The organism is Agromyces cucurbitae (genome assembly GCF_058349945.1).
The window spans coordinates 625998-651143 of record NZ_JBYRES010000003.1; the positions used below are offsets into that span (position 1 = coordinate 625998).

Here is a 25146-nt window from a genome sequence, read left to right on the forward strand (position 1 = left end):
AATGCGGTCGGGGTGGTCGGATGCGGCGCGCCGTCGGGCGCGACCGGGATGGATCCGCTGCCTTCCACGTTACGCGTCTCAGCCGCGGCGCGCGGCTCCCCCGCCGAGGGCGTGATCGACGAGGGCGACCATGCGGTCGGTGCCGTCGGCGACGCCCGCCGTCGCGGCGGCCGCCGCCATCGCGGCGACGCGCTCGCGGTCGGCGAGCAGCGGCACGAGTTCCGCGGCCACCCACTCGGGGACGAACCGGGCGTCGTCGACGAGGATGCCGCCGCCCGCGCCGACCACGCCCGCAGCGTTGAACCGCTGTTCGCCGTTGCCGACGGGGTACGGCACGTACACGGCCGGGATGCCGAGCGCCGACAGCTCGCTCACGGTCGCCGCACCCGCCCGCGAGACCGCGAGATCGGCGAGGGCGAGAGCGAGGTCCATGCGGTCGGCGTACCCGACCATGCGGTAGCCGGCGACGCCGGGATCGTCGACCTCGGAGTTCGCCCCCGTGATGTGCAGCACCTGCCAGCCCGCGGCCGTGATCGCCTCGGCGCTGTCGACCATGGTGCGGTTGATGCGACGCGCCCCGAGCGAGCCGCCGGTCGCGAGCAGGACGGGCCGGGCGGGATCGAGGCCGAAGAACTCCGCCGCCTCGGCGCGCAGCGCGGCGCGATCGAGGGTCTCGATCTCGCGGCGGAGGGGCATGCCGACGACCTCGGCCCCCGGCAGCGGTGTGCCCTCGAACGCCACGCCGACGGCTTGGGCGCGGCGGGCGCCGAGCCGGTTCGCGAGTCCGGGCTTCGCGTTCGCCTCGTGCACCGCGACGGGCACGCCGGCCCGCCGTGCGGCGACGTAGGCCGGGGTCGACACGTAGCCGCCGAATCCGACGACGACGTCGACGCCGCGGGCGGCGATGATGCCGGTGACATCCGAGATGGAACGGCGGAATCGAGCGGGGAACGCGGCCGCCGCGCGATTCGGCCGCCGCGGGAACGGCACCTTCGCGATCGTCAGCAGCTCGTAACCGCGGGCGGGCACGAGTCGTGCCTCGAGGCCCTCGGCGGTGCCGAGCACGAGCACCTCGGCCTCGGGGTCGCGCTCGCGCAGCCGGTCGGCGACGGCGAGCAGGGGGTTCACATGGCCGGCCGTTCCGCCGCCGGCGAGCAGGTAGACCGTCATCGCGCGGCCCGCTCCGCCGCTCGGGCCTTGCGGGCCGCCGAGCGGGCGGCCAGGCGCGAGGATGCCTCGGGCGTGCGCGCGACCGACAGCACGACGCCGATCGCGACGAGGGTGGTGAGCAGGGCGGTGCCACCGGCCGACACGAGCGGCAGCGGGACACCGAGGACGGGGAATACTCCGAGCACGACACCGATATTGACACAGGCCTGCCCGATCACCCACACCATGACCGCCGCGGTGGCCGCGCGCCCGAAGGGCGTGCCCGCACCGCGCAGCACCCGGGCGAACGCGACCGCGAGCAGCACGAAGAGCCCGATCACGACGACCGCGCCGATGAGCCCGAGCTCCTCGCCGATGATCGCGAAGATGAAGTCGTTGTCGGCCGCCGGCAGCCACGACCACTTCGCCACCGAGTTGCCGAGCCCGATGCCGAAGATCCCGCCGTTCGCGAGGGCGAACGTGCCGTGCTGGATCTGCCAGCAGTCGTTGATCGCGTCGCCGGTGCCGCCGGCCGCGCAGTTCGCGTCGAGGAACGAGGTGATGCGCCGCATGCGGCTCTCGCTCGAGAAGGCCACGATCACGAAGCCGACGACGGCGATGATGATCGGCGGCAGCAGGAGCCGGAGCTTGACGCCGATGAGGAAGAGCGCGCCGAGCAGCATCGCACCCATGATCATGACGGTGCCGAGGTCGCCGCCGAGCAGCACCAGCCCGATCGCTCCCCCGCCGACGAGCAGGATCGGCAGGATCCCGTGCGTGAAGTCGTCGAGCTTGTCCTGCTTCTTCGTGACCATGAGGCCGAGCCAGATGACGAGCGCGACCTTGATGAACTCCGACGGCTGGAACTGCACCGGGCCGATCGCGAGCCAGTTCGTGTTGCCGCCGACCGTGATGCCCATGGGCGTCGCGACGACGAGCAGCTGCGGAATGCACGTGATGATGAGCGCCGGCCAGGCCACGCGCATCCAGAAGCGCTCGGGCAGTCGGCTCGCGATGAGCATCGCCGGGATGCCGATGACCGCGAACACCCCCTGCCGCACCGCCTGGTCGACGAGGCCGCCGTCTTCGATGAGCGATTCGACGAGCGACGACGAGAGCACCATGACGAGCCCCAGCACGACCAGGAAGAGCGTCGTGCCGAGCAGCAGGAAGTAGTCCGCGGATTCGGCGCGGAACACGCGTCCGAGGCGGATCCTCGCGGCGGAGATGCCCTGCGCCGCCGGCTCAGGCTTCGGCGGGCGGTTCGTGCGGGGCGGAGTCGCCATCCGCCTCACCTCCCAGCATCGCTCTGACCGCTTCGTGGAACCGCCGGCCGCGATCGCCGTAGTCGGCGAACTGGTCCATCGACGCCGCCGCGGGCGCGAGCAGCACGGTGTCGCCGTCCTCGGCGACCGCCGCAGCCAGCGCGACCGCGTCGGGCATCACCTGTTCAGTGTCGTCGGCGGCGACCTCGAAGAGGGGCAGCTCGGGCGCGTGTCGCCGGAACGCCTCGACGAGCTGGGCGCGGTCGCGGCCGATCACGATCGCGGCGCGGAGCCGGCCGACGTGAGCCGCCACGAGCGAATCGGCGTCGACGCCCTTGAGGAGGCCTCCGACGATCCACACGACCCGACCGAACGCCTTCAGGGAGGCTTCGGCGGCGTGCGGGTTCGTGGCCTTCGAGTCGTCGATCCAGCGGATGCCGCCCGCGACGGCGACCGTCTCGATGCGGTGCGCGTCGAGACGGAACTCGCCGAGCGCGTCGTGCACGACTCCGACCGGCACCCCGAACGAACGGGCGAGCGCCGATGCGGCGAGGATGTTCGCGACGACGTGGGGCGCGGCGAGCCCGCGCGGCTCGAGCTCGGCGAGGGTCGTGATCTCGAGTGCGGCAGTACGGCGATCATCGAGGAACGCACGATCGCAGAGGATGCCGTCGACGACGCCGAAGTCGCTCGGGCCCGGGACGTCGAGGCCGAAGCCGATGGCGCGTGCGCCCTCCTCCACCTCGGCGTCCTCGACCATGCGCCGGGTCGCCTCGTCGGCACGGTTGTAGACGCACGCGACCTTCGTGTTCTCGTAGACCTTCGCCTTCGCGGCGCGATAGGCCTCGAACGAGCCGTGCCAGTCGAGGTGGTCGTCGGCGAGGTTGAGCACGACGCTCGCCCACGGGTGCACCGCGCCCGGACCCGTCGTCGGCAGCGTGTGCAGCTGGTAACTCGACAGCTCCACGACGAGCACGTCGAACCCGCCGGGATCGCGCACTGCATCGAGCACGGGCACCCCGATGTTGCCGCACGGTGCCGCCCGGAGCCCGTTCGCGGCGAGGAACGTCGCGGTCATCTGCACGGTCGTCGTCTTGCCGTTCGTGCCGGTCACGAGGATCCACTCGGCCGTGTTCACCTTGTCGCGCACCCGCCAGGCGAGTTCGATGTCGCCCCAGATCGCGACGCCCTCACGGCCGGCCCATTCGAGCACCGGGTGGTCGGGGTGGAAACCCGGCGAGGTGACGACGACCTCGGGTGCGAACGCGACGAGGTCGTCGGGCACGTCGTCGAGCGGGTGCCGCACGAGCCGCGCGCCGATGACCTCGAGGATGCGGGCGCGGTCGTCATCGACGGCCGGCGCGAGCACGAGCACCTCGGCGCCCAGCTCGGTGAGCGTGTCGGCGACGGCGAAGCCGGTCACCCCGACGCCGAGCACGGCGACCCGGAGGCCCCGCCAGTCCGCGTTCCAGCTCGTCAGCGTCGCGAGGCGCTCTGCGGCCGTGCCGGCGGCATCCGCCATCAGCTCTGCAGCCATTCGAAGTAGAACGCGCCGACGCCCGCGGCGACGAGGAGGCCGCCGATGATCCAGAACCGCACGACGATCGTGACCTCGGCCCACCCCTTCAGCTCGAAGTGGTGGTGGATCGGGCTCATCAGGAAGATGCGCTTGCCTCGCGTGAGCTTGAAGTAGGCGCGCTGCACGATGACCGAACCGGCCTCGATCACGAACAGGCCGCCGATGAGGAGGAGCAGGAGCTCGGTGCGGCTGAGGATCGCGAGCGCCGCGAGCGCGCCACCGAGCGCGAGCGACCCGGTGTCGCCCATGTAGATCTTCGCGGGGTTCGTGTTCCACCAGAGGAAGCCGATGAGCCCGCCGACGATCGCCGTCGCGACGATCGCGAGGTCGAGCGGGTCGCGCACCTCGTAGCAGCGGTACATGTCGCTCGGGTTGATGTTCGGGTTCGCGCACGACTGGTTGAACTGCCAGAACCCGATGACGACGAACGACCCGATCGCGAGGATCGAGGCGCCGCCGGCCAGGCCGTCGAGGCCGTCGGTCACGTTGACGCCGTTCGAGGCGGCCGCGGAGAGGAGGCAGATCCAGATGACGTAGAGCACGACGCCCGCGATCGTGCCGAACACCATGAAGTCGAGCGGCAGGTCGCGGATGAACGAGATGTTCGTCGAGGCCGGGGTCACGCCCTGCTGGTTCGGGAACTGCAGTGCGAGCAGTGCGAACAGGACGGCCACGATCATCTGGCCCGCGACCTTCGCCCAGCCGCCGAGGCCGAGCGACTGCTTCTTGCGGGTCTTCAGGAAGTCGTCGACGAAGCCGACGACGCCGAGTCCCACCATCATGAGCAGCACGAGCAGACCGGAGGTGGTCGCGCCTTCGCCCTGCACGAGCGTCGCCGTGAAGTAGCCGAAGAGCGTGCCGAGGATGAAGATGATGCCGCCCATGGTGGGCGTGCCGCGCTTGACGTGGTGGCTCTGCGGCCCGTCGTCGCGGATGAACTGCCCCCAGCCGAGCCGGACGAACAGCCGGATGAACAACGGCGTCAGGAAGAGGGTGAACGCGAGCGACAGCGCTCCGGCGGTGAGCAGGGCTCTCATGCGGACCGACCTCCGAGCCGGTCGCCGAGCGGGCCGGACGCCCGGCCGTCAGTGCTGTCGTGATGAACTGCGCTCACGCGAACCATTCTCCCAATCGGTCGCCGAGCAGGCCGCGCGACGGGACCGCCCCGCCGAGTTCCTGCGCTCACGCGAACCATTCTCCCAATCGGTCGCCGAGCAGGCCGCGCGACGGGACCGCCCCGCCGAGTTCCTGCGCTCACGCGAACCATTCTCCCAATCGGTCGCCGAGCAGGCGGAGACCCGCCGAGTTCGACGATTTCACCAGAACCGTGTCGCCGGGCCGCACGCTCGCGGTGACGAGTTCGAACGCCTCGTCGGCGTCCTCGACGTACGCCGACTCGCCGTCCCAGGATCCCTCGTTGATCGCCGAGATGTGCAGGCGACGCGCGCCCTGCCCGACGACGACGAGCTGCGAGATGCCGAGGCGCACGGCCAGCAGGCCGATGCGGTCGTGCTCCTCGCCCGAGAACTCGCCGAGCTCGCTCATCTCGCCGAGAACGGCGATGGTGCGCGTCTCGGGGGTCTTCACCTGGGCGAGGGTCTTGAGCGCGGCCGCCATCGAGTCGGGGCTCGCGTTGTAGGCGTCGTTGATGACCGTGACGCCGTCGCGCCCGCCCATGACCTGCATGCGCCAGCGCTCGGCGAGGGTGACGCCCTCGAGCGCCGTCACGATGTCGGCGAGGCCGACCCCGAGCTGCAGGGATGCCGCGACCGCGGCCAGCGCGTTCATCACGTGGTGCTCGCCGAGCACGCCGAAGCGCACGCGCGCCGATTCGCCGCCGGGCACGGTGACCGTGAAGTCGGTGCCGCGGGCGTGGACGTGCAGGTCGGTGGCGCGAACGTCGGCGTCGTCGCCGAGGCCGAACCAGACGACGCGGGCGGGGGTCAGCCCGGCCATGGGCACGACGCGGGGGTCGTCGGCGTTGAGCACCGCGACATCGGTCTCGAGAAGATCGGTGACCATCTCGGACTTCGCGCGCACGGTCTGCTCGATGCCGCCGAACTCTCCGGCGTGCGCGAGGCCGACCTTCAGCACGATCCCGACGTCGGGGCGGGCCATCTTCACGAGGCGGGCGATCTCCCCCACACCCGAGGCCCCCATCTCGGCGACCAGGAACTCGGTCTGCTCGGTGAGCTCGAGCATCGTCATGGGCGCGCCGACCTCGTTGTTGTACGAGGCCCGCGCCGCGACGGTCGGGCCGACCCGCTCGAGGACCGCTCGGAGCAGGTTCTTCGTCGTCGTCTTGCCGTTCGATCCGGTCACGCCGACGATGCGGAGCCGACCCAGCGCGCGGACCCGGCGCACCACCTCGGTGGCGAGCGCGCCGAGTGCCTCGACCGAGTCGGCGACGACGACCTGCGGCACCGACAGGTCGAGCGCATGCTCGACCACGAGGAGCGCTGCGCCCTGCTCGACGGCAGCCGGCGCGAACCGGTGCCCGTCGTCGAACTCGCCGCGCTTGGCGACGAAGACGTCACCCGCGCCGAGCTCGCGGGAGTCGGTCGTGACGGCGCCCGAGACGACGGTCTCGGCCGTCGCCTCGGTGCCGTCGAGCCGCAGCTCGCCGTCGGTCGCCGCAGCGACCTCGGCGAGTGTCAGGGCGATCACGACAGCCATCCCGCGTCGCGGAGCGCCTGCTTGGAATCGTCGCGTGCTGAGTAGGGGATCTTCACGCCTTTCACCTCGTGGTAGTCCTCGTGGCCGGGCCCCGCGTACAGGATCGCGTCGCCCTCCTGAGCCAGTGCGAGCGCAGCGCGGAACGCGGAGCGCGGATCGGCGATCTCGTGGATCTCGCGATCGGGCACCGCGTTCAACGCCCCCGCGATGAGCGCGGCCCGGATCGCTGCCGGGTCCTCGTTGCGCGGGTGGAAGTCGGTGACGACGACGACATCGGACTCGCGCGCCGCGATCGCCCCCATCTCGGCCCGCTTGGTCGTGTCGCGGTCGCCGTCGGCCCCGAACAGCATGATGACCCGCCCCGGCGTGATGCGACGGATCGCACCGAGCGTCTGCAGGAAGGCGTCGGGGCTGTGCCCGTAGTCGATGTAGACGACCGGCCCGCGATCGCCCGAGATGCGTTCGGCGCGCCCGGGGATGTAGGCGTCGATGCCGCCGTCGCGTTCGAGCACTGCGGCGATGCGGTCGAGGTCGTAGCCGGCCTCGGTCAGCATGACGATCGCGAGCGCGGCGTTCGCCGCCATGTACCAGCCGAGGAGCGGCACCCGGGTCTCAATGCGGCGGCCGTCGGGTGCCTCCAGCGCGAACGCCGTGTACGCCGCCTGCTCGTCGAGCACGGTGACGCGCCAGTCGGCGGCGCGGTCGGCGCTCGTGGTGAGCGTCGTGACGGGGATCCGCGACTCGGCGACGAGACGCTCACCCCACTCGGAGTCGACGGTGACGACGCCCCGCCGCGCGCGGTCGGGCTGGAAGAGGTCGCGCTTCGCCTCGAAGTACTCGTCGAGGTCGGCGTAGTCGTCGAGGTGGTCGTGGCTGAGGTTCGTGAAGCCCGCCACGTCGAAGACGAGTCCGTCGACGCGGTGCCGGCTGAGCGCCTGGGCGGAGACCTCGATCGCGATCGCGCGCACGTCGACCTCGCGCATGCGGGCGAGGAGGGCGTGCAGCTCGCTCGCCTCGGGGGTCGTGAGGGAGCTCGTCACCGCTTCGTCGCCGATGCGACGTTCGGCGGTCGACGTGAGCCCGGCGACGACGCCGAGCTGGCGCAGGATGCCGTAGAGGAGGTAGACGACGCTCGTCTTGCCGTTCGTGCCCGTCACCGCGAACGTCGTGGCCGGGTTCTCGTCGGTGCGGTGGATCCAGGCTGCGACGGCACCGAGCGCCGCGCGGGCGTCGGGCGTCACGAGCACGGGAAGCCCGGCGTCGATCGCGAGCGAGGCACCCGCCTCGTCGGTGAGCACGGCGACGGCGCCCGCGTCGCGGGCGGCGGCGGCGAACTGCGCACCGTGCGCGTTGCGACCCGGCACGCCGACGTAGAGGTCACCGGGGCGCACGGCTCCCGAGGCGAGGCCGACGCCCGTGACCTCGAGGTCGCCGAGCTCGCCGCGCACGTCGAACCCGAACTCCTCCGCGAGGCCGCGGAGCGATCGAGGGCTCGGGTGCTGCGGCCGGAGGGCCGTTGGAGGCGATCCGGTCACGAACCCAACTTTCTCACCAGGTGGCTGGCAGATCGGGCGCCGGAGCGCCGGATGGAACGGTCCGATACTTCTTCAGCACCTGGCTCATCACCTTCTGGAAGACGGGCGCGGATGCGGCGGACGAGTTCATCTTAACGGGGTTCTTGATGCTGACCGAAACCACGAACTCGGGATCGTCGGCCGGGGCGAAGCCGGACACCGACACCAGGTACCCCGTCTGATAGCCGCCGCTGCCGTCTGCGACCTGGGCGGTTCCGGTCTTCGCGGCGACCCGGTAGCCGGGGATGTTCCACGTGTCCGCGAGCCAGCCCTCGGCGTACACGCGCTCGAGCATCTGCGAGGTCTCGTCGGCGGCCTTCTCGGAGATGACCCGCTCCCCCGTCGTCGGCGCCGCCGTCTCCTCACCGGCGGCCGTCGTGCAGCCGTCGACGAGCGTCACGGGCATGCGCACGCCGCCGTTCGCGATGGTCTGGTACGCACTCGCGATCTGCACGGCCGTCGTCGTGAGGCCCTGGCCGAACATCGTGGCGTACTTCGTCTGGTTGTCCCACTCGTCGGGATCGCCGTGCAGGTCGCCCGGCGCCTCCTCGGGGAAGCCGACCTCGGTCTGCTCGCCGAGGTGGAACTTCTGCATGTCCTCGTAGCGCTCGCGGTCGGTGAGTCGCTCGCCGAACTTCGACATGCCCGTGTTCGACGACTCGATGAGCACGCCCGTGAGCGTCAGCCGCTCATCCTCGTGGAAGGCGCTGTCGTTGATGTTCGCGCCGTTCGGGGGCAGGTAGCGGTAGGGCGCGACGATCTGGTCGAGCGGGGTCGCCTTGCCCGCGTCGAGCACCGAGGCGGCCGTGATCGCCTTGAACGTCGAGCCCGGCTCGAACGGCGCCGTGAACGAGCGCGACCCGCGGTCGTCGGCACCCGTCGCGCCCGGGTTGTTCGGGTCGACCGTCGGCACGTCGGCGACGGCGAGCAGGCGGCCGGTCTTCGCCTCCATGACCGTCGCGGTCGCCCAGTCCGCACCGGTCGCCCGCCGCTGCTCCTCGAGCACGCGCTGCACGAAGAACTGCAGGTCGGAGTCGATCGTGAGCTGCAGGGTGCCGCCGTCCTTCGCCTGCTTGTGCACGACCTCGGTGCCGGGGATCGGCACCCAGTCGGCCGCACTGTGCAGGTAGCTCAGTTCGCCGTCGGTGCCCGCGAGGCACTGGTCCTGCGCGAGCTCGAGACCCGCGAGCGGGGTTCCGTCGTCGGCCTGCACGAACCCGAGCAGGTTCCCGGCGACCGCGCCGTTCGGATAGGTGCGGCTCGGATGCTCCTCCGCGTACACCCACGCGATCTCGAGCGCCTTCACCGCGTCGTACGCCTCGGTGTCGACCTGCTTCGCGACGAACGCGTAGTCGGAGTCGGGGTCCTCGGCGAGCTTCGACGTGATCACCCCGATCACCTGGTCGGGCGTGAGGCCGATCACGGGCGCGAGCTCGGCGGCAGCGGGCTGGAGGCCCGCGACGAGCTCCTCGGTGGTGAGCTCGACGTCCTGCTGCGAGTCGCCCGCCTTCGCGGCCTTTCGCTCGGCGACCGCGAGCTTCGCCTGCTTCGGGGACACGACGATGTCGTACCGCATGACGCTGTCGGCGAGCACCTTGCCGTTCGCGTCGACGATGTCGCCCCGGGCTCCCCACACCTTGACGGGGGTCGACCGTGCGTCCTCCGACTGCGCGTTGAGCGCCGAGGCCCGCACGACCTGGATGTCGACGAGCTTCACGACGAAGACCCCGACCAGTACCACGAGCAGTACGGCCGAGACGATGATCCTCCGCATCGGGTGACGGCTCGTCCGCTTCATCCGGTGGTTCCTCGGTCCTTCTGGTGCTCGGTCCGGCGGGTGCCGGTCAGTGGGTGGCCGGCGTCGGGAGGCCGTCGGTCACCGGCGGCACGGCGGCCTTCTCGGGCGCCTGCCCCGCCGCCGCTCCCGCGGCGTCGGCGCGTCCGCCCGCTCCGGATCCCTCCGCGCCCGTGGACTTCTGCTTGGGAGTCTCCCCCGCCGGCTCCTCGGTGACGAGCGGCACGCCGTTGATCAGCGCATTCGGCACGAGCGGCACGGATGCCTCGGCGCCGGCGCCGGCCGGAACCGGGTCGCCGCTGACCTTGCCGTCGGAGAGCTGCAGGAACACCGGGTTCGTGTTCGGCACCATGCCGAGGGCCTCGGCGTTGGCGGCGAGGTACTGCGGCGACTCCACGCGGTCGAGGTCCTCGCGAAGTTGCTGCTCCTGCCGGTCGAGCCTGGTCTGCTGCATCTGGGCCGCGTCGATGTCGTAGGCGCCCTGCGTGATCGCGATCGACAGGAGCAACTGCGCGACGACGATCGCGGCGACGCCCGCGATCGCGATGATCGCGTAGACGAGGGTCGGCTTCGCGCGGCGCCCGGGCTCGGGCACCGGCCGCAGCCAGCGCCCCCGCTCGATGCGGCGCTCGGGCGCCGTCGCCTGCTCGATGGTCAGCGGACGGGCCGGCAGGGCACTCATGACGGCCTCCTCACTCGTTCGGCGGCGCGCAGTCGCACCGGCTTGGCACGCGGGTTCTCCGCCTGCTCGGTCTCTGAGGCGAGTTCCGCGCCTCGCACGAGGAGCTTGAACTGCGGGCGGTGCTCGGGCAGCTCCATCGGCAGTCCGGCCGGTGCAGTCGAGCTCGACGCCGCCTGCAGCACGCGCTTCACGATGCGGTCCTCGAGCGACTGGTACGAGAGCACGACGATCCGACCGCCGACGGCGATCGAGTCGAGCGCCGCGGGCATCGCACGCTCGAGCACCGAGAGCTCCTCGTTCACCTCGATGCGCAGCGCCTGGAACACGCGCTTGGCGGGATGCCCCTGCCGCTGGACCGCTGCGGGCGTGGCATCCTGCAGCACGGCGACGAGTTCTGCCGAACGGGTGATCGGCGCCTCGGCGCGTGCCCGGACGATCGCCCGCGCGTAGCGTGCCGCGAGCTTCTCCTCGCCGTAGTCCAGGAAGATGCGGCGGAGTTCGTCCTCGCTCGACTCGGCGATGACGTCGGCCGCGGTCCGGCCCTTCGTCGAGTCCATGCGCATGTCGAGCGGGGCGTCCTTCGCATAGGCGAACCCCCGCTCGGCGCGGTCGAGCTGCAGCGACGAGACGCCGAGGTCGAACAGCACGCCCTGCACCTCGGAGAAGCCCTCCGAGCGAACCGCGCGCGCGATGCCGTCGTAGACCGTGTGCACGAATCGCGCGCGGTCGCCGTACTTCGCGAGCCGCTCGCGAGCGATGCCGAGGGCGTCGGTGTCGCGGTCGAGTCCGATCACGGTGAGCTTCGGGAACCGCTCGAGGAAGGCCGCGGTGTGCCCGCCCATGCCGAGCGTGGCGTCGACCATGACCGCGTCGTCGGCCTCGAGGGCCGGTGCCAGCAGCTCGAGCGTGCGCTCGAGCATGACCGGGGTGTGGATGCGTTCGATGTCCATGATTCCGCCTCTGCTTCCTGGGGCCTCGGGCCCTGATCCCCATCCGTTCGTCCTGATGCGGGGAAGTGCACCAGGGCCGGCCGGCTGGGAGTCGGGACCCGGGGATTCAGAAGAGTCCGGGGATCACCTCCTCCGCCGTCTCCGCGAAGGCCGCCTCCTGCTCGGCGAGGTAGCTCTGCCACGCCGCCTGGTCCCAGATCTCCACCCTGCTGCCGGCACCGATGACCGCGAGGTCCCGGTCGAGCCCCGCGTAGCCGCGGAGATTGGCGGGGATGGTGACCCGATTCTGCTTGTCGGGGGTCTCCGCGGAGGCTCCCGAGAGGAAGACGCGCATGTAGTCGCGTGCCTGCTTGCTCGTCACGGGGGCTTGGCGGATCTTGTCGCTCATGCTCTCGAACTCGCGAGCGCTGAACACGTAGATGCAGCGCTCCTGCCCGCGCGTGAGCACGAGCCCGTTCGACAGTTCCTCCCGGAACTTCGCCGGAAGAATGACGCGCCCCTTCTCATCGAGCTTCGGCTCGTAGGTCCCGAGGAACATTGCGCCACCCCCTTTCCTCCGGCCAGGATCCAGGTGACCCCACTTTACTCCACCTCCATCCACCGATCAACGACAATCGCTCGATTTCGCACACTCGCGCATCGAAGATCCCCGGAATCCTGCGGAAGTACTGCAGTGGAGCGGAGTGGAGGAAATCCCGTGTCCCCGTGGGTGAATGGGCGCGTCGCGGCTCCGAACGCGTCGCGCGGCGTCGGATCGGCCGGGATCGGCACCGCGTAGACACGAAAAACGGGCCGATCAGTTGATCGGCCCGTTCAGGTGGTCGGAAGTGGAGGGACTAGTCGCGGCCCTCCTGGCGGCGGTCCCATCGGTCGTTCATGCGATCCATGAACCCGGCACCCGAGCGCGGCTTCGAGCCGCTCGACGGGGCCTCGTCGGGTGCGGGGGCCGCGGCACCCCGCTTGCCGGGGGTGAACGCGACGAGGACGCCCGCGAACATGAGGACGAAGCCGAGCACCCCGATGATCAGGATCTGCGACGCGACGCCGCCGATGAGCGCGCCGACACCGGCCACGGCGAGCAGCACGCCGAGCACGATCGCCCGGTAGTTCGGCCGACGGCCTCGTACGCCGCCGACGGCTTGCACGAAGTCGGCATCGTTGCGGTAGAGGTTCCGCTCCATCTCCTCGAGAAGACGTTGCTCCTGCTCTGAAAGCGGCATCTCTTTCCCCTCAGGCTCGGGATCGACGCATCCGAGTCCATTCTAGCCCCGCGTCGCCTCGGTAGGCTAGGCGGGTGGCTCACAGTTCCCGACTGGTCGATCTGGTTCACGAACGTATCGAGGACTTCCTCGCCGAACGTACCTCAATTCTCCGTTCCATCAGTCCCGACCTCGACCCGCTCGACCTCTTCTCACGGCGCTTTCTCAGCGGTGGCAAGCGCTTCCGCGCGCTGTTCTGCTACTGGGGATGGGAGGCGGTGCACGGTCGGGGGTTCGACCCCTTCGAGGCGGGTGACGACGCCGACCTCCGCCCGGTCGTCTCGGCGGCCGCCGCGCTCGAGCTGTTCCACGCGGCGGCGCTCGTGCACGACGACCTCATCGACAAGTCGGACACGCGACGCGGCGCACCGTCGGCCCACCGCCTGTTCGAGGCGCTGCACGCCGAGTCGGGCTGGGCGGGCGGCGGCGCCGACTTCGGCGTCGACGCCGCGATCCTGCTCGGCGACCTCCTGCTCGGCTGGAGCGACGAACTGCTCGACGAGGGTCTCGACTCGCTCGGCGATCGGGCCGCCGCCCGCGCCGCGCGTACCGAGTTCATGCGCATGCGCACGGAGGTCACGGCCGGTCAATACCTCGACATCCTCGAGGAGCGGGCCTGGGTCGTGCAGCCCGAGGACGAACAGCGGCTGCGGGCCGAGCGCATCATCGTGTACAAGTCGGCGAAGTACAGCATCGAGGCGCCACTCGTCATCGGCGGCGCGATCGCGGGCGCCGACGCGTCCCAGCTCGCGGCGCTGCGCGAGTTCGGGCTGCCGCTCGGCATCGCCTACCAGTTGCGCGACGACCTGCTCGGCGTCTACGGCGACCCCGAGGTCACCGGCAAGCCGAGCGGCGACGACCTCCGTGAGGGCAAGCGCACCATGCTCATCGCGATCGCACGCGAACGGCTCGCGGCCGGGCAGCGTCGGCTGCTCGACGAACTCCTCGGCGACCCCGGCCTCACCGCCGACCAGATCAGCATGCTGCAGCGAACCATCGCCGAGTGCGGCGCGGTCGACGAGGTCGAGTCCATGATCGCCGATCGTGCGGCGCGGGCCGTCGAGGTCCTCGAGGCGGCGCCGCTCAGCGGGGCGGCACGCGCCGAACTGGGCGCGCTCGTGCGCACCGTCACCCGGCGGACGAGCTGACCCGGCTCAGAGCAGTGCCTGTGCGACTCGGCGCACCTCGGCCTTGCGGCCGGCCCGCAGCGCGTCGATCGGCGTCGTGCCGAGGCTGTCCTCCTCGGCGAGCAGCCAATCGAGCGCCTCGGCGTCGCTGAAGCCGACGTCGGAGAGCAGCACGGCGGTGCCGTGGATCTCGGGCAGCGGTGCGTCGTCGCGCAGGAACACCGACGGCACCTTCAGCACGCCGTCGCGGCGGGCGGCGAGCAGGTAGCGGTCGTCGATGAGGCGCCTGATCCGCGACGGGCTCTGTCCGAGGAGCTCGACGAGTTCGGGAACGGTCAGCCAGGTGGTGTCGGCGGCATCGGTCACGGGTCAAGCCTGCCACGACCCGTGGCGAACGCGGAAGCGGGCCCCGAATCCGACTCGTCGGACGCGCGGCGCCGGTCGTTGACTCGCCCCGGCCCCTGTGCGACCGTGGCGGGAGCCGGTGCACCCTGCCGGCGAAGGGGGAACCAATGGCGTACGACGTCGACGACGCCGCCGGGCGCGACGACCGGCCGGTGGATCGGGGCCGGCCGCGAGGCATCCGCGGCATCCTCGCCGTGCCGCTCGCCGTCGCGAGCACGATCGCGGTGACCCTCGGCATCGTCCAGCCGGCGGAGGCCGCCCCGCAACCGGTCAAGCGCTCGCCCAAGGCGAAGGCGCCCGCTTCGGGCGCCGCGCACGCGTCGACGGTCGCAACGGGCGAGGTGCCCCGCGAGGTCGTGGTCGCCCCGGGCGACACCGTGAGCGGCATCGCCGAACGGTACGGCCTCTCGACCGCCGAGGTGCTCGCCAGCAACGGCCTCGGCTGGTCGAGCCTCATCTTCCCGGGCCAGCGGCTCGCGCTTCCGGGCGGTCGCGCACCGGTCGCCGCCGCACCGGCTCCGCGCGACGCCATCGCGAAGCACACCGTCGCAGCCGGCGACACCATGAGCGGCATCGCCGCCCGCTACGGGGTCGGACTCGACGAACTGCTCCGCGTCAACGGGCTGGGGCGGCAGTCGCTCATCTTCCCCGGCGAGCAGGTCGTGCTCCCCCCGGGTGCCGCCGCGGCCCCTGACGCGACGCCGGAGCCGACGCCGGAGCCGGAGCCCCAGCCGACCGATGCCCCGGCACCCGGCGCGGTGCACGTCGTGGTCGCGGGCGACACGGCCTGGGACATCGCTGCACGGGCGAAGGTCGACCTCGACGCGCTCATCGCCGCGAACCGGCTCGACGAGCGCGCGACGATCCGCATCGGGCAGCGCCTCGTCATCCCCAAGCCGGTCGCGGTCGCCGCCGTCGCCTCGGTGAGCGTCGTACTCACCGACGAGATGCGTGCGAACGCCCAGCTGATCGTCGACGTCGGCCGCGAGCTCGGCGTTCCCGATCGTGCGATCGTCATCGCCCTCGCCGCGGCCGCGCAGGAGTCGGGCCTCAAGAACGTCCGGCACGGTGATCGCGACTCGCAGGGCCTCTTCCAGCAGCGGCCGAGCCAGGGCTGGGGCACGGCCGAGCAGGTGCTCGACCCCCGTCGCGCCGCCGCCGCCTTCTACGGCGGCCCGGGCGGCCCGAACGTCGGCCGCGCGCCCGGGCTCCTCGACATTCCCGGTTGGGAATCGATGCCGCTCACCGAAGCTGCACAGGCCGTGCAGCACAGCGCGCACCCGGCGCACTACGCCAAGTGGGAGTCGCAGGCACGGGCCTGGGTCGACGAACTGGGCTGAACCAAGGCCCGGCGCCCCCACCTCGAGGGTCACGATGGGATTGCGATCGGCGCGTCGACGGCGTTTGTTCGAGTCCTGGCATATGCCCTTTCGTAGACTCGAACGGTGAGCACAGCGCCCGCGGACCCGATGATCGACCGTCTCATCGACGGTCGCTACCAGGTGCGCTCGCGAATCGCCCGCGGCGGCATGGCGACCGTCTACCTCGCGACCGACCTCAGGCTCGAGCGTCGGGTCGCGATCAAGATCATGCACGGCCACCTCGCCGACGACAACACCTTCAAGACGCGCTTCGTGCAGGAGGCGCGGTCGGCCGCCCGCCTCGCCCACCCGAACGTCGTCAACGTCTTCGACCAGGGCCAGGACGCCGACATGGCGTACCTCGTCATGGAGTACCTGCCGGGCATCACGCTGCGGGAGCTGCTGAAGGACTACAAGAAGCTCACGCCCGAGCAGACGGTCGACATCATGGACGCCGTGCTGTCCGGCCTCGCCGCCGCGCACAAGGCCGGCATCGTGCATCGAGACCTCAAGCCCGAGAACGTGCTGCTCGCCGACGACGGCCGCATCAAGCTCGGCGACTTCGGCCTCGCCCGCGCCGCCAGCGCGAACACGGCGACCGGCCAGGCGCTGCTCGGCACGATCGCGTACCTCTCCCCCGAGCTCGTCACCCGCGGAGTGGCCGACGCGCGCAGCGACATCTACGCGGTCGGCATCATGATGTACGAGATGCTCACGGGCGAGCAGCCGTACGTCGGCGAGGCCCCGATGCAGATCGCCTACCAGCACGCCAACGACGAGGTGCCCGCACCGAGCACGCGCAACCCGGCGGTGCCGGCCTCGCTCGACGAGCTCGTCCTGTGGGCGACGCGCCGCGATCCCGAAGAGCGTCCCCGTGACGCGCGCGAACTGCTCGACCGCCTGCGCGAGGCCGAGCCCGAGCTGCGGGCCTCGCACCTGCCGATCACCACGCAGGCGACGATGGTGCTGCCCGCGGGCGTGGGCGCGGCGGGTGCGCCGACGGCCGAGACGAGCGTGCTCGGCGCGCCGGCGGTCGCGACCGCGGTTCCCGCTCCCCCCGGCGACGGCGCCGACGACGACACCGCGGCGCTCACCGAGAGCGCGGCACGCCGCAAGCGCCGCGGGTACTGGATCCTCGCCCTCGTCCTCCTGCTCGCCGGGCTCGCAGGCGGAACGGGCTGGTACTTCGGCGCCGGACCCGGGGCGTACGCGAACGTCCCGACGGTGACCGCCGAGATGACCCCCGACGAGGCCACGACCGTGCTCGAGGACGCCGGCTTCGTCGTCGACCCGGCGACGCGCACCGACCCCGAGATCCCGAAGGGGCAGGTCGCGGGCACCGACCCCGCCGGGGGCGAGAGCGCCCGCCGCGGGTCGACCGTCACGCTCTACGTGTCCGAAGGCCCGCAGATGCTCGACGTGCCCGATGTCGTGGGCAAGCCCGAGTCCGAGGCGAACGACCTGCTCGCCGCGTTCACGGTCGGCTCCCCGGTCGAGCAGTTCTCGGCCGACGTCGCCGCCGGCTCGGTCATCGCGGCGCTCGACGCCGACGGCGAACCGCTCGCGTCCCCCTACCCCGAGCGGGGTGCGGTGACGCTGGTCGTGTCGGTCGGCGCCGTGCCGCCGGTCGAGGGCACGCCGGCCGACGAGGCGCAGGCGAAGCTCGAGGCCGCCCGGCTCGAGGTGAAGGTCAAGGATCCGGTGTTCTCCGACACCGTGCCGAAGGGCATCGTGATCACCGCCGACTGGATGGACGATCCGATGCGACCCGGCTCCGTCGTGGAGCTGACCGTCTCGAAGGGACCCGACCTCGTGGCGATCCCCGAGGTCGTCGGAAAGAACTGGACCGAGGCGAAGCAGCTGTTGACCGACGCGCAGTTCGCCCTCGACTACAACGTGCTCGCCGACATCGCACCCGACGCGTTCGTCGTCTCCAAGGTGACGCCCGAAGCCGGCCAGACCGCCAAGCGCGGCTCCACCGTGACGGTCAACTTCCAGGGATTCTGAGTCCACTGCCCTGATCTCGGCGCTCGGATGCCGCGGCATCCTCGTCGCCCGGACGCGCGCGTGCGACGGCCCGGGCGGCAGATGGCCCCCGACCGGACGGGGTTCGCCGCGCCACTCACGCGAACGGCGCACGCCCCGACGGGACGTGCGCCGTTCGGCCGTGATGCGCTCAGCGCGCGGTGAGCTCCTCCGCCACGAGGAAGGCGAGCTCGAGCGACTGCATGTGGTTCAGGCGCGGGTCGCACAGCGACTCGTAGCGGGTCGCGAGGGTCGCCTCGTCGATCTGCTCGGAGCCGCCCAGGCACTCGGTCACGTCATCGCCCGTGAGCTCGACGTGGATGCCGCCCGGGTGCGTGCCCGCGGCGCGATGCGCCTCGAAGAAGCCCTTGACCTCGTCGACGACGTCGTCGAAGCGACGCGTCTTGTAGCCGGTCGGCGTCGTGATGCCGTTGCCGTGCATCGGGTCGGTGACCCACAGCGGGTTGGCATCGCTCGCCGTGATGGCCTCGAGCAGCGGCGGCAGTGCGTCGCGGATCTTGCCGGCGCCCATGCGCGTGATGAACGTGAGCCGGCCCGGCTCGCGGTTCGGGTCGAGCTTCTCGATGAGCTCGAGCATGGTCTCGGGCGTCGTCGTCGGCCCGAGCTTCACGCCGATCGGGTTGCGCACCCGTGAGAGGAAGTCGACGTGCGCGCCGTCGAGGTCGCGCGTGCGCTCGCCGATCCAGATGAAGTGGCCGCTCGTGACATACGGGGTGCCCGTGCGCGAGTCGATGCGGGTCATCGGGCGCTCGTAGTCCATGAGCAGGCCCTCGTGGCCCGTGTAGAACTCGGTGTGCTTGAGCGCCTCGAAGTCGGCGCCGCAGGCGTCCATGAACTTCACGGCGCGGTCGATCTCGCGAGCCATCGACTCGTAGCGCGAGTTCGCGGGGTTCTTCGCGAAGCCCTGGTTCCACGAGTGCACTTGGCGCAGGTCGGCGAAGCCGCCCTGCGTGAACGCGCGGATGAGGTTCAGCGTCGACGCCGCCGTGTGGTAGCCGCGGATGAGGCGGTTCGGGTCGGCCTCGCGCGAGGCGGGCGTGAAGTCGTAGCCGTTCACGATGTCGCCGCGGTACGCGGGCAGCGTGACGTCGCCGCGCGTCTCGGTGTCGCTCGAGCGGGGCTTGGCGAACTGGCCCGCCATGCGGCCCATCTTCACGACGGGCATCGAGGCGCCGTAGGTGAGCACGACCGCCATCTGCAGCACGGTCTTCACGCGGTTGCGGATCTGGTCGGCGGTCGCGCCGGCGAAGGTCTCGGCGCAGTCGCCGCCCTGCAGCAGGAACGCCTCACCGCGCGATGCCGCGGCGAGCCGCTCTCGCATCGTGTCGACCTCGCCGGCGAAGACGAGCGGCGGCAGCGTGGCGAGCTCGGCCGATGCGGCGCGCGCGGCCTCGGGGTCGGGCCAGGTGGGCTGCTGCTTGATCGGCAGGTCGCGCCAATAGTCGAGGCCCGCGATCACGGAGGGATCTGCGTTGACGATGGGCTCGACGAGCTGTACCACTGGACTGTCCTGGAGGGTGCGGGGCGCCGCGGCGCCGGAAAACGGAACGGCGACGCACGTCGCGCCGCCGCACCCCGAGCCTACCGCGATTGCGAGGCCCGCTGCTCCTTCACGCTGGAGGCGTACACGTCGACGTACTCCTGCCCGCTCAGTCCGCGCAACGCGTACACGAGTTCGTCGGTCACACTCCGCAACACGAAGCGATCGCCCTCGAGACCCTCGAAGCGCGAGAAGTTGATCGGCTCGCCGACGATGATGCCGATGCGGCGGACACGGGGCAGCCTGGTGCCGATCGGCATGACGTGCTCGGTGCCGATCATCGCGACCGGGACGACCGGGGCCCCCGACTCCAGCACCATGCGCGCGACGCCCGTGCGGCCGCGGTAGAGCTTGCCGTCGGGGCTCCGGGTGCCCTCGGGGTAGATGCCGAGGATGCTGCCCTCGGCCAGCACACGCAGGCCGGTGTTGAGCGACGCCTCGGACGCCTTGCCGCCGGAGCGGTCGATCGGCAGCTGGCCGGCGGCCTGGAAGAACATGCGCGTCGCCCAGCCCTTGAGGCCCTTGCCCGTGAAGTACTCGCTCTTGGCGAGGAACACCACCGGGCGGTCGACCACGAGCGGCAGGAAGATCGAGTCGATGAACGACAGGTGGTTCGACGCGAGCACGACCGCGCCCTGCTTCGGCACGTTCTCGAGCCCGACGACCCACGGCCGGAAGATCGAGAGCAGGATCGGCCCGACCACGAGGTGCTTCATGATCCAGTAGAACACCGCGCGGCTCCCTTCCCGTAGAACATCGATCAGCTTAACGCGGGGTGGCTCAGGAGTGCTCTGCGACCCACACACGCGCGAGGTCGGCGGCGCCGACCACGCCGGCGTCGTTCACGAGCTCGGCGATGACGAAGTCGGGCTCGGGGTGGTATCCCCGTGCGGGCAGGTGCTCCCGGAAGGACTCGCGGATCGGCTCGAGGAGCAGTTCTCCGGCCACGGCGACGCCGCCGCCGAAGACGAAGCGCTGCGGGTCGAGCACGGCCGAGAGGCTCGCCGACGCTGCGCCGAGCCAGTGACCGAGCTGTCGAAGCGCGGCGACCGCCCCGGGGTCCCCCGCCTCGATGAGGCCGCCGACGATACCGCCGTCGAGCGCGCCGTGCTCGGCGCGGGCGCGCGCGAGCGCCTGGCCGATGCCGCCGGCGTCGGCGATCTCGCCGGCCATGCGCAGCAGCGCCCGCCCGGAGCCGTACTGCTCGATGCAGCCGCGCTGGCCGCACCCGCATGCGAGGCCGTCGGGCACGACGCGGAGGTGGCCGAGTTCGGCACCGGCGCCGAACCCGCCGCGGAACAGGCGGTCGTTCGCGACGATCGCACCGCCCACGCCGGTGCCGATCGTGAGCATGACCATGTCGCTCACGAGGCGCCCCGCACCGAAGCGGAACTCGGCCCAGCCTGCGGCGTTCGCATCGTTGTCGACGACGACGGTGCCCCCGACCTGCGCCTCGAGCTTCTCGCGGAGCGGTTCGTTGCGCCAGTCGATGTTCGGCGCGTAGTAGAGGGTCGACTGCGCGGCGTCGACGAACCCCGCCGCGGCGACGCCCACGGCCTCGATCTCGTCGGGCCCGCGCAAGCCCGTGATCATGTCGACGACCGCGCGCTCGAGCGCCGCCGCATCCCCGGCGGGGGTCGGCACGCGGTCGCTGCGCACGATCGTGCCGAGTTCGTCGACGACTGCGCCGGCGATCTTCGTTCCGCCGATGTCGATACCGATCGCGTGCACGCTGACGCCGCCTTTCAGAGGGGGACGGGGCTGGGGTCGCGCCGGAACGGGGCCGCGCGCGCAACGACTAGAGTGTAGTAGACCCCACAGCCGAGGTCGCGCAGGTACCCGAGCCGGGCGCGATCCACTCGGTACCGAAGGAGCTACCGTGATCGAATTCTCCACGCCCGCCGTGGTCGCGCCCGACCCTACGGCGAACACCACCGACCTGCTCGTCGACCGCCTCGCGGCGACGCCCGATTCGGTGCTGTTCTCCCGGCCCACCGCCGATGGCGGCTGGAGCCCGGTGACGACGCGCGAGTTCTACGACCAGGTGATCGCCCTCGCCAAGGGCTTCGTCGCGGCGGGCATCGAGCCCGGCGACAAGATCGGCCTCATGTGCAAGACGCGCTACGAGTGGACGCTCATCGACTTCGCCGCCTGGTTCGCGGGCGCCGTGCTCGTGCCGGTGTACGAGACGAGCTCCCCCGCGCAGGTCCGCTGGAACCTGAGCGACTCCGGGGCGATCGCGGTGATCCTCGAGACGCCCGACCACTTCGCCCGGTTCGACGAGGTGCACCCCGACCTGCCGCTGATCCGCAAGAGCTGGCAGATCGACCTCGGCGACCTCGACAAGATCGCCGCGGGCGGAACCGAGGTGCCCGACGACGAGATCGAGCGTCGTCGCAAGCTCGCGAACGGCGACGACATCGCGACGCTCATCTACACGTCGGGCTCGACCGGCAAGCCCAAGGGCTGCGTGCTCACCCACTCGAACTTCGTCGAGCTCTCGCGCAACGCCGCCGTCGCGCTCGACGAGGTCGTGCTCGACCCGAACGGCGCCTCGACGCTCCTGTTCATCACGCTCGCGCACGTGTTCGCGCGCTTCATCGCCGTGCTGTGCGTGCACGCGGGCGTGCGCGTCGGCCACCAGCCCGACACCCGGCAGCTCCTCCCCTCGCTCGGCAGCTTCAAGCCGACGTTCCTCCTCGCCGTGCCGCGCGTGTTCGAGAAGGTCTACAACGTCTCCGAGCAGAAGGCAGAGGCCGGCGGCAAGGGCAAGATCTTCCGTGCCGCCGCCGAGACCGCGGTCGCGTACTCGACGGCGAAGGAGCAGGGCTCGGTGCCGCTCGGCCTGAAGCTCAAGTTCAAGGTGTTCGACGCGCTCGTGTTCTCGAAGCTGCGCGCGGCCATGGGCGGCAACGTCAAGTACGCGGTGTCGGGCTCCGCGCCCCTCGGGCCGCGCCTCGGCCACTTCTACCACGCGCTCGGCATCACGATCCTCGAGGGCTACGGCCTCACCGAGACGACGGCCCCGGCGACCGTCAACCTGCCCACGAAGTCGAAGATCGGCACCGTCGGTCCGGCACTGCCGGGTGTCGCGGTGCGACTCGCCGACGACGGCGAGATCCAGGTCAAGGGCGTCGACGTCTTCAAGGAGTACTGGAAGAACCCCGAGGCGACCGCCGAGGCGTTCGACGACGGCTGGTTCAAGACGGGCGACATCGGCGCGTTCGACACCGAGGGCTTCCTCACGATCACGGGCCGCAAGAAGGAGATCATCGTCACGGCCGGCGGCAAGAACGTCGCGCCGGCCGCTCTCGAAGACCCGATCCGCGCGAACCCGCTCGTCGGCCAGGTCGTCGTCGTCGGCGACAAGAAGCCGTTCATCGCGGCGCTCGTCACGCTCGACCCCGAGATGCTGCCCGTCTGGCTCAACAACAACGGCGAGGACGCGGGCATGTCGCTCGAGGAGGCGTCGACGAACCCCGCCGTGCTCGCCGAGGTGCAGCGCGCGATCGACGCCGCCAACGAGAACGTCTCTCGCGCCGAGTCCATCCGCAAGTTCTCGATCCTCACGACCGAACTGACCGAGGAGAGCGGGCACCTGACTCCGAAGCTCAGCATCAAGCGCAACATCATCCTCGAGGACTTCGCCCCGCACATCGAGGCGATGTACTCGGGCGCGCCCGCCACCGAGGGCCACTCGATCGTCAGCTGATCGGACTCGCTCGATCGCGAAAGCGCCCCGCGGAATCCCCGCGGGGCGCTTTCGTCTGCGTCAGGCGCTCGGCTTCCTCCCGTGGACGGCGCGAGTGCGCCGTCGGCGGATGCCGCGAGCGGGTCGGATCCGTCAGAACCAGTCGGACTCGCGGATCTCCTTCATGGCTGCTCGGCGCTCGTCCTTCTCGAGGCGGTCGAGGTAGAGCAGCCCGTCGAGGTGGTCGGTCTCGTGCTGCAGCGCCTGGGCCATGAGGCCCGTTCCCTCGAGCACGAGCTCGTTGCCGTCGAGGTCGATGCCGCGCACCTTCGCGTACGGGTGGCGCGGCGTCTTGTGCCAGAGACCCGGCACCGAGAGGCATCCCTCGTCGATGAGCTCCGTGTCGCCCGACACCTCGACGATCTCGGGGTTGATGATGTAGCCGATCTCACCGTCGACGTTGTAGCTGAAGGCGCGCAGGTTCACGCCGATCTGCGAAGCCGCGACGCCGGCGCGTCCGGGCAGCTTCACGCTGTCGACGAGGTCGGCGACGAGCGACCGCACGCGATCGTCGACCTGTTCGACGGGGGCTGAGACGGTCTTGAGGACGGGGTCGCCGAACAGGCGGATGGGACGCTCTGGCAATGTTCTCCGATCAGTGCCCGCGGTCGGCGGGCAGGCCTTCCACCACGAGGGCGGCGAGTTCGCGGGCCGCGTCACGGGTGACGGCGCGCAGCTGGTGCCAGTTCACGACCGAGCCGGCCGCGAGCTGGGGGTCGTACGGGATGCGGACGATCTCGCGCACGCGCGACTGGAAGTGCGCCTCGATCTCGTCGACCTTGACGAGATGGGTGCCCTGCGTCGCGAGGTTGATCGCGACGATCGCGTTGCGCACGAGCTCGCCGTAGCCGTTCGCCTCGAGCCACGTGAGCGTCTCGGAGGCGAGGCGCGCCTCGTCGACGCTGCCGCCCGAGACGATGACGATGGAGTCGGCGCGCTGGAGCGTCGCGCGCATGACCGAGTGCACGATGCCGGTGCCGCAGTCGGTGAGCACGATGGAGTAGTACCGCGCGGCGAGCCCCGCGACGACGTTGTAGTCGTTGTCGTCGAACGCCTCGGAGAGGGTGGGGTCGGTGTCGGAGGCGAGGATGTCGAGCCGGGTCTCGTCGCGCGAGACGAAACGCGAGAAATCGGTGTAGCCGCCGATCGACGAGGCCTTCGCGACGACGTCGCGCACGGTCTCGCGCGTCTGCCGGTCGACTCGCTCGGCGAGCGTGCCGCGGTCGGGGTTCGCGTCGATCGCGATGATGCGGTCGTCGCGGGCGTCGGCCAGCGCCATGCCGAGCAGGGCCGTGATCGTCGTCTTGCCGACGCCGCCCTTGCGCGTCAGCACCGGCACGAAGCGGGCGCCGCCCTCGAAGCGCTTCTGGATGCGCTGGTTCATCGCCTTGTGGGCCCGCACCTTGGCGGAATCACCCAGGTTCACGAGATGCAGGGATGCCTCGTAGAGGAATCGGTTGAGGCCGCCCTCGGGAGCCGGGCGGGTCGTGCGGTTGACGTCGATGAGCCGGTCGGGCGTGAGCGAGTCGGGTGTCTCGGGCGTCTCGGCCGGCGCCGCGGGGTCGTGGCCCTCGACCGCGGCGACCTCGACCGCCGACGGTGCTGCGCGGTCGAGTTCGACGTCGCGGGCGCGCTTCGTCGCATCGGCGGCGAGCAGTGCGCTGTAGGGCGATGCTTCGCGGTGCACGGGGGCTCGGCCCGCCGGGGGCAGCCCGCTCGCGAGGATCGGGACCGACCGCGTGCCGGTGTCGGCCGAGGCGACGGCCCCGGGGTTGACCGACACGTCGTCGATCGCGACCGCGACCTCGTCTTCGGGTACTTCGTGCACCGGAGCGGGCGGCAGGTCGACCCGGAGGTCGAGATCGGGTCGTGCGGCATGCGCGCCGCTCGTACCCGTCACCGGGATGCGGTCGACCGGTCCGGTGCGAACTCCGACACCGCGCCGGCTCACCGGCCCCGAATCCTGCGTCTCGTCAGCCACCGATAC

Annotated in this window: 21 protein-coding genes; 4 read left to right on the top strand and 17 right to left on the bottom strand. The window is 71.1% G+C overall.

All coding sequences use genetic code 11. The features are described 5' to 3' along the window. Window positions 1–78: 78 nt before the first annotated feature. The 11 genes from AC3RJ6_RS14185 to AC3RJ6_RS14235 form a co-directional block, all read right to left on the bottom strand. Window positions 79–1170: a UDP-N-acetylglucosamine--N-acetylmuramyl-(pentapeptide) pyrophosphoryl-undecaprenol N-acetylglucosamine transferase gene (locus tag AC3RJ6_RS14185; RefSeq protein WP_491427718.1), complete on the bottom strand. Its 1092-nt coding sequence runs from the start codon at window positions 1168–1170 to the stop codon at window positions 79–81. Next, window positions 1167–2435, bottom strand: a complete 1269-nt coding sequence (gene ftsW / locus AC3RJ6_RS14190) for a putative lipid II flippase FtsW (RefSeq protein WP_491427719.1) — start codon at window positions 2433–2435, stop codon at window positions 1167–1169. Before ftsW ends, AC3RJ6_RS14185 begins: the two co-directional genes overlap by 4 nt. Continuing rightward, on the bottom strand, window positions 2395–3951 hold the full coding sequence (gene murD, locus AC3RJ6_RS14195; RefSeq protein ID WP_491427720.1) for a UDP-N-acetylmuramoyl-L-alanine--D-glutamate ligase: 1557 nt from the start codon (window positions 3949–3951) through the stop codon (window positions 2395–2397). The genes ftsW and murD overlap by 41 nt, the downstream gene beginning before the upstream one ends. After that, complete coding sequence (mraY, locus tag AC3RJ6_RS14200; RefSeq protein ID WP_491427721.1) at window positions 3936–5030, bottom strand: phospho-N-acetylmuramoyl-pentapeptide-transferase; 1095 nt, start codon at window positions 5028–5030, stop codon at window positions 3936–3938. The genes murD and mraY overlap by 16 nt, the downstream gene beginning before the upstream one ends. A gap of 217 nt (window positions 5031–5247) precedes the next feature. Then, entirely contained in the window at window positions 5248–6660 is a 1413-nt protein-coding gene (locus AC3RJ6_RS14205) for a UDP-N-acetylmuramoyl-tripeptide--D-alanyl-D-alanine ligase (protein WP_491427722.1), read from the bottom strand. Next, on the bottom strand, window positions 6657–8204 hold the full coding sequence (locus tag AC3RJ6_RS14210; RefSeq protein ID WP_491427723.1) for a Mur ligase family protein: 1548 nt from the start codon (window positions 8202–8204) through the stop codon (window positions 6657–6659). Before AC3RJ6_RS14210 ends, AC3RJ6_RS14205 begins: the two co-directional genes overlap by 4 nt. 13 nt (window positions 8205–8217) lie before the next feature. Then, a complete protein-coding gene (locus tag AC3RJ6_RS14215) occupies window positions 8218–10041 on the bottom strand; it encodes a peptidoglycan D,D-transpeptidase FtsI family protein (RefSeq protein ID WP_491427724.1) in 1824 nt (607 codons plus the stop codon). A 46-nt stretch (window positions 10042–10087) separates the two neighbouring features. Continuing rightward, window positions 10088–10720, bottom strand: coding sequence for a cell division protein FtsL (ftsL, locus tag AC3RJ6_RS14220; protein WP_491427725.1), 633 nt, complete (start codon window positions 10718–10720; stop codon window positions 10088–10090). Next, the gene (gene rsmH / locus AC3RJ6_RS14225) at window positions 10717–11670 is read right to left on the bottom strand and encodes a 16S rRNA (cytosine(1402)-N(4))-methyltransferase RsmH (RefSeq protein ID WP_491427726.1); all 954 of its coding nucleotides are present in this window, start codon (window positions 11668–11670) and stop codon (window positions 10717–10719) included. Before rsmH ends, ftsL begins: the two co-directional genes overlap by 4 nt. A gap of 106 nt (window positions 11671–11776) precedes the next feature. Then, a complete protein-coding gene (mraZ, locus tag AC3RJ6_RS14230; protein ID WP_491427727.1) occupies window positions 11777–12208 on the bottom strand; it encodes a division/cell wall cluster transcriptional repressor MraZ in 432 nt (143 codons plus the stop codon). Between the two features lie 298 nt (window positions 12209–12506). Beyond that, the gene (locus tag AC3RJ6_RS14235) at window positions 12507–12890 is read right to left on the bottom strand and encodes an SCO2097 family morphological protein (RefSeq protein ID WP_491427728.1); all 384 of its coding nucleotides are present in this window, start codon (window positions 12888–12890) and stop codon (window positions 12507–12509) included. 74 nt (window positions 12891–12964) lie between these two features. Between AC3RJ6_RS14235 and AC3RJ6_RS14240 the strand changes: the two genes are divergently transcribed. Beyond that, complete coding sequence (locus tag AC3RJ6_RS14240) at window positions 12965–14077, top strand: polyprenyl synthetase family protein (RefSeq protein WP_491427729.1); 1113 nt, start codon at window positions 12965–12967, stop codon at window positions 14075–14077. 6 nt (window positions 14078–14083) lie between these two features. Here the strand turns inward: AC3RJ6_RS14240 and AC3RJ6_RS14245 are convergent, their stop codons facing one another. Continuing rightward, complete coding sequence (locus tag AC3RJ6_RS14245; RefSeq protein ID WP_491427730.1) at window positions 14084–14422, bottom strand: Rv2175c family DNA-binding protein; 339 nt, start codon at window positions 14420–14422, stop codon at window positions 14084–14086. A gap of 146 nt (window positions 14423–14568) precedes the next feature. On the opposite strand from AC3RJ6_RS14245, the gene AC3RJ6_RS14250 reads away from it, so the two are divergent. Both AC3RJ6_RS14250 and pknB read left to right on the top strand, forming a co-directional pair. Beyond that, window positions 14569–15801, top strand: a complete 1233-nt coding sequence (locus AC3RJ6_RS14250; RefSeq protein ID WP_491427731.1) for a LysM peptidoglycan-binding domain-containing protein — start codon at window positions 14569–14571, stop codon at window positions 15799–15801. Window positions 15802–15906: 105 nt separating this feature from the next. After that, complete coding sequence (gene pknB, locus AC3RJ6_RS14255; protein ID WP_491427732.1) at window positions 15907–17829, top strand: Stk1 family PASTA domain-containing Ser/Thr kinase; 1923 nt, start codon at window positions 15907–15909, stop codon at window positions 17827–17829. Between the two features lie 169 nt (window positions 17830–17998). On the opposite strand, the gene AC3RJ6_RS14260 is transcribed toward pknB, so the two are convergent. The 3 genes from AC3RJ6_RS14260 to AC3RJ6_RS14270 all read right to left on the bottom strand — a co-directional run bounded on the left by AC3RJ6_RS14260 (window position 17999) and on the right by AC3RJ6_RS14270 (window position 21139). Beyond that, window positions 17999–19369 carry a class II 3-deoxy-7-phosphoheptulonate synthase gene (locus tag AC3RJ6_RS14260; protein WP_491427733.1) on the bottom strand — a complete coding sequence of 457 codons (1371 nt, stop codon included), beginning with the start codon at window positions 19367–19369 and terminating at the stop codon, window positions 17999–18001. A gap of 80 nt (window positions 19370–19449) precedes the next feature. Next, the gene (locus AC3RJ6_RS14265) at window positions 19450–20139 is read right to left on the bottom strand and encodes a lysophospholipid acyltransferase family protein (protein WP_491427734.1); all 690 of its coding nucleotides are present in this window, start codon (window positions 20137–20139) and stop codon (window positions 19450–19452) included. A 49-nt stretch (window positions 20140–20188) separates the two neighbouring features. Further along, window positions 20189–21139 (bottom strand): ROK family glucokinase, encoded by a 951-nt coding sequence (locus AC3RJ6_RS14270; RefSeq protein ID WP_491427736.1) that lies wholly within the window; start codon window positions 21137–21139, stop codon window positions 20189–20191. 148 nt (window positions 21140–21287) lie between these two features. Here AC3RJ6_RS14270 and AC3RJ6_RS14275 point away from each other — a divergent pair, with 148 nt between their 5' ends. After that, window positions 21288–23120, top strand: coding sequence for an AMP-dependent synthetase/ligase (locus tag AC3RJ6_RS14275; RefSeq protein WP_491427737.1), 1833 nt, complete (start codon window positions 21288–21290; stop codon window positions 23118–23120). A 132-nt stretch (window positions 23121–23252) separates the two neighbouring features. Here the strand turns inward: AC3RJ6_RS14275 and def are convergent, their stop codons facing one another. After that, on the bottom strand, window positions 23253–23744 hold the full coding sequence (gene def, locus AC3RJ6_RS14280) for a peptide deformylase (RefSeq protein WP_491427738.1): 492 nt from the start codon (window positions 23742–23744) through the stop codon (window positions 23253–23255). 10 nt (window positions 23745–23754) lie between these two features. Then, window positions 23755–25140 (bottom strand): MinD/ParA family ATP-binding protein, encoded by a 1386-nt coding sequence (locus AC3RJ6_RS14285; protein WP_491427739.1) that lies wholly within the window; start codon window positions 25138–25140, stop codon window positions 23755–23757. Between the last annotated feature and the right edge of the window lie 6 nt (window positions 25141–25146).

Coding starts and splice junctions, on each gene's coding strand:
- AC3RJ6_RS14185 (WP_491427718.1), bottom strand. CDS start 1,170: ATGACGGTCTACCTGCTCGCCGGCGGCGGAACGGCCGGCCATGTGAAC.
- ftsW (WP_491427719.1), bottom strand. CDS start 2,435: ATGGCGACTCCGCCCCGCACGAACCGCCCGCCGAAGCCTGAGCCGGCG.
- murD (WP_491427720.1), bottom strand. CDS start 3,951: ATGGCTGCAGAGCTGATGGCGGATGCCGCCGGCACGGCCGCAGAGCGC.
- mraY (WP_491427721.1), bottom strand. CDS start 5,030: ATGAGAGCCCTGCTCACCGCCGGAGCGCTGTCGCTCGCGTTCACCCTC.
- AC3RJ6_RS14215 (WP_491427724.1), bottom strand. CDS start 10,041: ATGAAGCGGACGAGCCGTCACCCGATGCGGAGGATCATCGTCTCGGCC.
- ftsL (WP_491427725.1), bottom strand. CDS start 10,720: ATGAGTGCCCTGCCGGCCCGTCCGCTGACCATCGAGCAGGCGACGGCG.
- rsmH (WP_491427726.1), bottom strand. CDS start 11,670: ATGGACATCGAACGCATCCACACCCCGGTCATGCTCGAGCGCACGCTC.
- mraZ (WP_491427727.1), bottom strand. CDS start 12,208: ATGTTCCTCGGGACCTACGAGCCGAAGCTCGATGAGAAGGGGCGCGTC.
- AC3RJ6_RS14235 (WP_491427728.1), bottom strand. CDS start 12,890: ATGCCGCTTTCAGAGCAGGAGCAACGTCTTCTCGAGGAGATGGAGCGG.
- AC3RJ6_RS14250 (WP_491427731.1), top strand. CDS start 14,569: ATGGCGTACGACGTCGACGACGCCGCCGGGCGCGACGACCGGCCGGTG.